Origin of the sequence: Cupriavidus basilensis (assembly GCF_029335485.1) — a bacterium.
GTDB classification, from domain to species: domain Bacteria; phylum Pseudomonadota; class Gammaproteobacteria; order Burkholderiales; family Burkholderiaceae; genus Cupriavidus; species Cupriavidus basilensis_E.
Genome location: NZ_JARJLM010000432.1, coordinates 1 through 4,723, shown reverse-complemented (window position 1 = coordinate 4,723; position 4,723 = coordinate 1). Strand labels below are relative to the sequence as shown.

The 4,723-nt window shown below is 67.8% G+C and carries 4 protein-coding genes; all 4 read left to right on the top strand.

Annotated elements, in window-relative coordinates:
• Nucleotides 1–214, top strand: a 214-nt coding sequence (locus P3W85_RS25950; protein ID WP_276266859.1) for a hypothetical protein, incomplete at its 5' end; no start/stop codon positions are given.
• A 47-nt stretch (nucleotides 215–261) separates the two neighbouring features.
• Nucleotides 262–1,521 (top strand): MFS transporter, encoded by a 1,260-nt coding sequence (locus tag P3W85_RS25945; RefSeq protein ID WP_430869620.1) that lies wholly within the window; start codon nucleotides 262–264, stop codon nucleotides 1,519–1,521.
• A 202-nt stretch (nucleotides 1,522–1,723) separates the two neighbouring features.
• Nucleotides 1,724–3,301 (top strand): DUF1800 domain-containing protein, encoded by a 1,578-nt coding sequence (locus P3W85_RS25940; RefSeq protein ID WP_017229851.1) that lies wholly within the window; start codon nucleotides 1,724–1,726, stop codon nucleotides 3,299–3,301.
• Nucleotides 3,302–3,334: 33 nt separating this feature from the next.
• A complete protein-coding gene (locus P3W85_RS25935; RefSeq protein WP_276266858.1) occupies nucleotides 3,335–4,690 on the top strand; it encodes a DUF1501 domain-containing protein in 1,356 nt (451 codons plus the stop codon).
• Nucleotides 4,691–4,723 lie beyond the last annotated feature (33 nt).

The window sequence follows — 4,723 nt, the reverse complement described above, 5'->3', positions numbered from 1 at the left end:
GGGAAGGGATCGTTGTTTCGTGGGCTGGCGAAACAAATATCTGCTTCTCACAAAATTAATATCGCTACTATACGATATACCTCCCGACCTTGCCGGTGCGCCGAAAGCGCCACTGATTAGCCATTCCCGCGGCAAGGTCTTGGCCAACGGCTTTTCGGTCTTTCGCCCGGATCGACCGGCATGCCCCCACTCTGGTTGCTTTAAAAAACCATGACGGTTAAACTCCACCTGGTTTTTTTACGAAACCAAATGGAGCATGTCATGGCTTTCAATCCAGGAGGCGCGGCCACCGGCGCCATCGTGCCGTCCCCGGCCGCCGAACCCGGCGCGGCGGCGCCTTCGATGCCATCGTCGCTGGTCTGGCTGTTCGCGCTGGCGTGCGGGCTTAGCGTGGCCAATGTGTATTACGCGCAGCCTTTGCTCGACGCCATGGCCCATGAGTTCGGCTTCGGCTACGGCGCGGTGGGGATCGTGATCACCGCCACGCAGGCCGGCTGCGCGCTGGCGCTGTTGCTGCTGGTGCCGGTGGGAGACCTGTTCGACCGGCGCCGGCTGATCCTGCTGCAGTTGCTGCTGCTGGCCATGGCGCTGGGCCTGGTGGTACTGGCATCCACGCGGGTTGCCTTGCTGGCCGGCATGCTCACCCTGGGCCTGCTGGGTACTGCCATGACGCAGGGGCTGATCGCCTTCGCCGCCACGCTGGCGGCGCCCGCCGAACGCGGCCGCGTGGTGGGGGCGGCGCAGGGCGGGGTGGTGATCGGGCTGCTGATGGCGCGCGCCATGGCGGGCGTGCTGGCCGACCTGGCCGGCTGGCGCGCGGTGTACGTGGTCTCCGGCGTGCTGGCCCTGCTGATGATCGCGCTGCTGGCGCGCTGCCTGCCGCGCCAGGCCAGCGCGCCGCTGCGGATAAGCTATGCGCGCCTGCTGGGCTCGATGTTCACGCTGCTGGCGAGCGAACGCACGCTGCAGATCCGCGGCGTGCTCGCCATGCTGATGTTCGCCGCGTTCAGCGTGTTCTGGACCGCCCTGGTGCTGCCGCTGAGCGCGCCGCCGTATTCGATGTCGCATACGGCCATCGGCGCCTTCGGGCTGGTGGGGGCGGCCGGCGCGCTGGCGGCGACGCATGCCGGGCGCCTGGCCGACCGCGGCCTTGGCCAGTGGACCACCGGCGTGGCGCTGATACTGTTGCTGGCCTGCTGGTTGCCGCTGGGCTTCGCCGGGCAATCGCTGTGGCTGCTGGTCGCCGGCGTGATCGTGCTGGACCTGGCGGGGCAGGCCATCCATGTCACCAACCAGAGCCTGGTGTTTCGCGTGCGGCCGGAAGCCCATAGCCGGCTGGTGGGCTGCTATATGCTGTTCTACGCGCTGGGTAGCGGTGCCGGGTCGATTGCTTCCACCCACGCCTATGCACTGGCCGGCTGGTCTGGCGTGTGCGTGCTCGGCGCCGCCATCAGTGCCGCCGCGCTGGCGTTCTGGGTCTTGACCCTGCGTGCCATGCCGCGGGTTTGCGCGGCGGCATGAAGGGGGCGTGCGCCCGGCGCGCCGCACCTGGTCTTGTCAAGCTCGAACCGTTCCCTCACTTGGGGGCAATCCGCCTGGGCACCTTTCCCTTCCTTGTCGAGCGTGACCTGTTGATACATTCACTTACCGCGATCCACGTCAACCAAAACCGGCTCGATCGCGTAAGAGCGGTGTCACCGTACGCGTTCGAGGCAGGCTAGCCATGACTTTCGGCTTTACACGTCTGATGTCGGCATTGGTTTCAGGCTCGGTTGCCTGCCTGCTGGGCGCGTGCGCGCTGGGCGGCGACGCGCAGACCGGCGGCGCGCCCGGGGCGGCCTTGAAGCCGGCGGACCTGCACTGGCTGAACAGCGTCACCTTCGGGGCCAACCAGGCTTCGATCGATCACTTGCGCAAGGTGGGCCGCGAGCGCTTCCTCGACGAGCAGCTCAAGGCACCGGCTACCGACACCGGCGAGCTTGCCGCCGCCATCGGCGCGCTGAGCATTTCCCGGCAAAGCGCCGAACAGAGGCTGCTCGCCGTGCGCGCCGAGCAGCAGCGCATCAATACCCTGACCGACCCTGACGAAAAACAGAAGGCAAGCCAGGCGCTGGGCCGCACCGGCAACGACGTGCTGATCGATACCAGCCGCCGTCACCTGCTGCGCGCGCTGTACTCGCCGGCGCAACTGCGCGAGCAGATGACCTGGTTCTGGATGAACCACTTCAGCGTGCATTCGGGCAAGGGCACGGTGCGCTGGGTGCTGGCCGACTACGAGGACAAGGCGGTGCGCGCGCACGCGCTTGGCAGGTTCCGCGACCTGCTGATGGCCACCGTGACCTCGCCGGCCATGCTCGACTATCTCGACAATGCGCAAAGCGCTGTCAACCGCATCAATGAGAATTACGCACGCGAGCTGATGGAGCTGCATACGCTGGGCGTATCGGGCGGCCCCAGCGGCTCGCGCTATACGCAACAGGACGTGCAGGAGCTGGCCCGCATCCTGACCGGGCTCGGCGTCAGCGCCGGCGGGCAGCCGCCCAAGCTGCCGCCGCAAAAGCAGGCGCTCTATCGTGCCAACGGCCTGTTCGAGTTCAACCCGAACCGGCACGATTTCGGTCCCAAGGTTTTCCTTGGCCGCCGCATCGAACCCACGGGCTTCCACGAGGTGGAGCAGGCGGTCGACCTACTCAGCCGCGACCCCGCCACCGCGCGCTTCATCTCCTACAAGCTGGCCGCATATTTCGTTGCCGATACGCCGCCGCCTGCACTGGTCGACCGCATGGCCGGCACCTTTGCGCACAGCGACGGCGACATTGCGGCAGTGCTGCGCACCATGTTCCTGTCGCCGGAGATGAACGCCACGGAGGCCTCGGGCACGCGCAAGTTCAAGGACCCGATGCGGTTCGTGGTGTCGTCGCTGCGGCTGGCCTATGACGGGCGCACGGTGGCCAACCTGCGCCCTGCCATCAACTGGCTCAACCAGCTCGGCGAACCGCTCTACGGCCGTATCACGCCCGATGGCTACCCGGCCGCGGAGAGCGCCTGGGCCAGCTCGGGGCAGATGGTCAAGCGGTTCGAGATCGCCCGCACGATCGGCTCGGGGCAGGCCGGCCTGTTCACCGGCGACGATGGCAAGCCCGCGGCCCAGGCTGGCTTTCCGCTGCTGAGCAATCGTGTCTTCTTCGACAGCATCGAACCCATGCTCGGGCCCGCCACGCGGCATGCCATGGCGCAAGCCACTTCGCAGGCGGAGTGGAACACCATCCTGCTGTCTTCGCCGGACTGGATGCAGGATTGAAAGCGCAAAGCGCAAAGCGGAAAGGAGCACACCATGCAACGACGTGAATGGCTCAAGCGCGCCGGGCTGGCCGGACTGGCCACGCTGGCTCCGGGCATTGTCTCGCGCGCCTATGCGCTGCCCCAGCAGGCCGATGCGCGTTTCCTGCTGGTGTTCCTGCGCGGCGGCTACGACGCCACCAATGTGCTGGTGCCGGCGGGCAGCGATTTCTACTATGCATCCCGCCCCACTATCGCCATTGCCAGGCCGGTGGCGGCGGGCGCGCCGGCCGATCCGCGCGCGGCGCTGTCGCTCGGCTCGGCCTTCGGCGGCGCTGCGCCCAGGGGTATCGATAGCTGGGCACTGCATCCCGCGCTCAAGGACAGCCTGCTGCCGCTGTGGCAAAAGCAGCAGATCGCCTTCGTGCCCTTTGCCGGTACCGACGATCTGTCGCGCAGCCACTTCGAGACGCAGGACGGCGTCGAGGCTGGCTTGCCGCTGGCCGGGAACGGGAAGGGCAGCGGCCATGCCGACGCATCGCTGCGCGGCAGCGGTTTTCTCAACCGCCTCGCCCAGTCCATGGGCGGCCGCGCCGCGCCGGTGGCCTTCACCGATGGCCTGCCGCTGGTACTGAGCGGGGGGCTCACCGTGCCCAATGTCTCGCTCAAAGGCACCGGACGCACGCCCTTCGACGAACGCCAGACCCGCGTGCTGGCGCAGATGTATCACGGCACGCGTTTCGAGTCGCTGATCGACGAAGGCTTCGAGCTGCGCCAGACCGTGGCGCAGGAAGCCGAGGCCATGCAGCGCCGCAACGCCATGCTGGCGGCTGCCGCCTCGCAGCCTGGCGCCGAGCCCGAGATGGCCGGCCGCATGCAGGAGATGCAGGCGGCCAACCGCCGCGCGCTCAGCGCCAAGGGTTTCGAGGTGGAAGCGCGGCGCATGGCGGGCCTGATGCGCGATCGCTTCAACCTTGGCTTTATCGACGTGGGCGGCTGGGACACGCACGTGAACCAGGGCGGCGCGCAGGGGCAACTGGCCAACCTGCTGGATAACCTCGGCAGCGGCGTTGCCGGATTCGCCGAGGAAATGGGGCCGGTGTGGAGCAAGACCACGGTGGTGGTGGTCTCGGAGTTTGGCCGCACCTTCCGCGAGAACGGCACGCGCGGCACCGATCACGGCCACGGCACCGTGTACTGGGTAGCGGGTGGCGCGGTGCGCGGCGGGCGCATCGCCGGCGAGCAGGTGGCGGTGGAGCAGCGCACGCTGAACCAGAACCGCGACTGGCCGGTGCTCAACGAATATCGCGCGATGCTGGGCGGCATGTTCAAGCGCCTGTATGGGCTGGACGATGCGCGCCTGGCCCATGTCTTCCCCGATACCCGGGCGGTGGATATCGGGCTGGTCTGAGCGGGACTGCGTCAGTTCGTTGCCGCCCCTGGC

Bases quoted from the DNA above. Each gene is read 5' to 3' on its own strand.
- P3W85_RS25940 (WP_017229851.1), top strand. From the start codon at position 1,724: ATGACTTTCGGCTTTACACGTCTGATGTCGGCATTGGTTTCAGGCTCG.
- P3W85_RS25935 (WP_276266858.1), top strand. From the start codon at position 3,335: ATGCAACGACGTGAATGGCTCAAGCGCGCCGGGCTGGCCGGACTGGCC.
- P3W85_RS25945 (WP_430869620.1), top strand. From the start codon at position 262: ATGGCTTTCAATCCAGGAGGCGCGGCCACCGGCGCCATCGTGCCGTCC.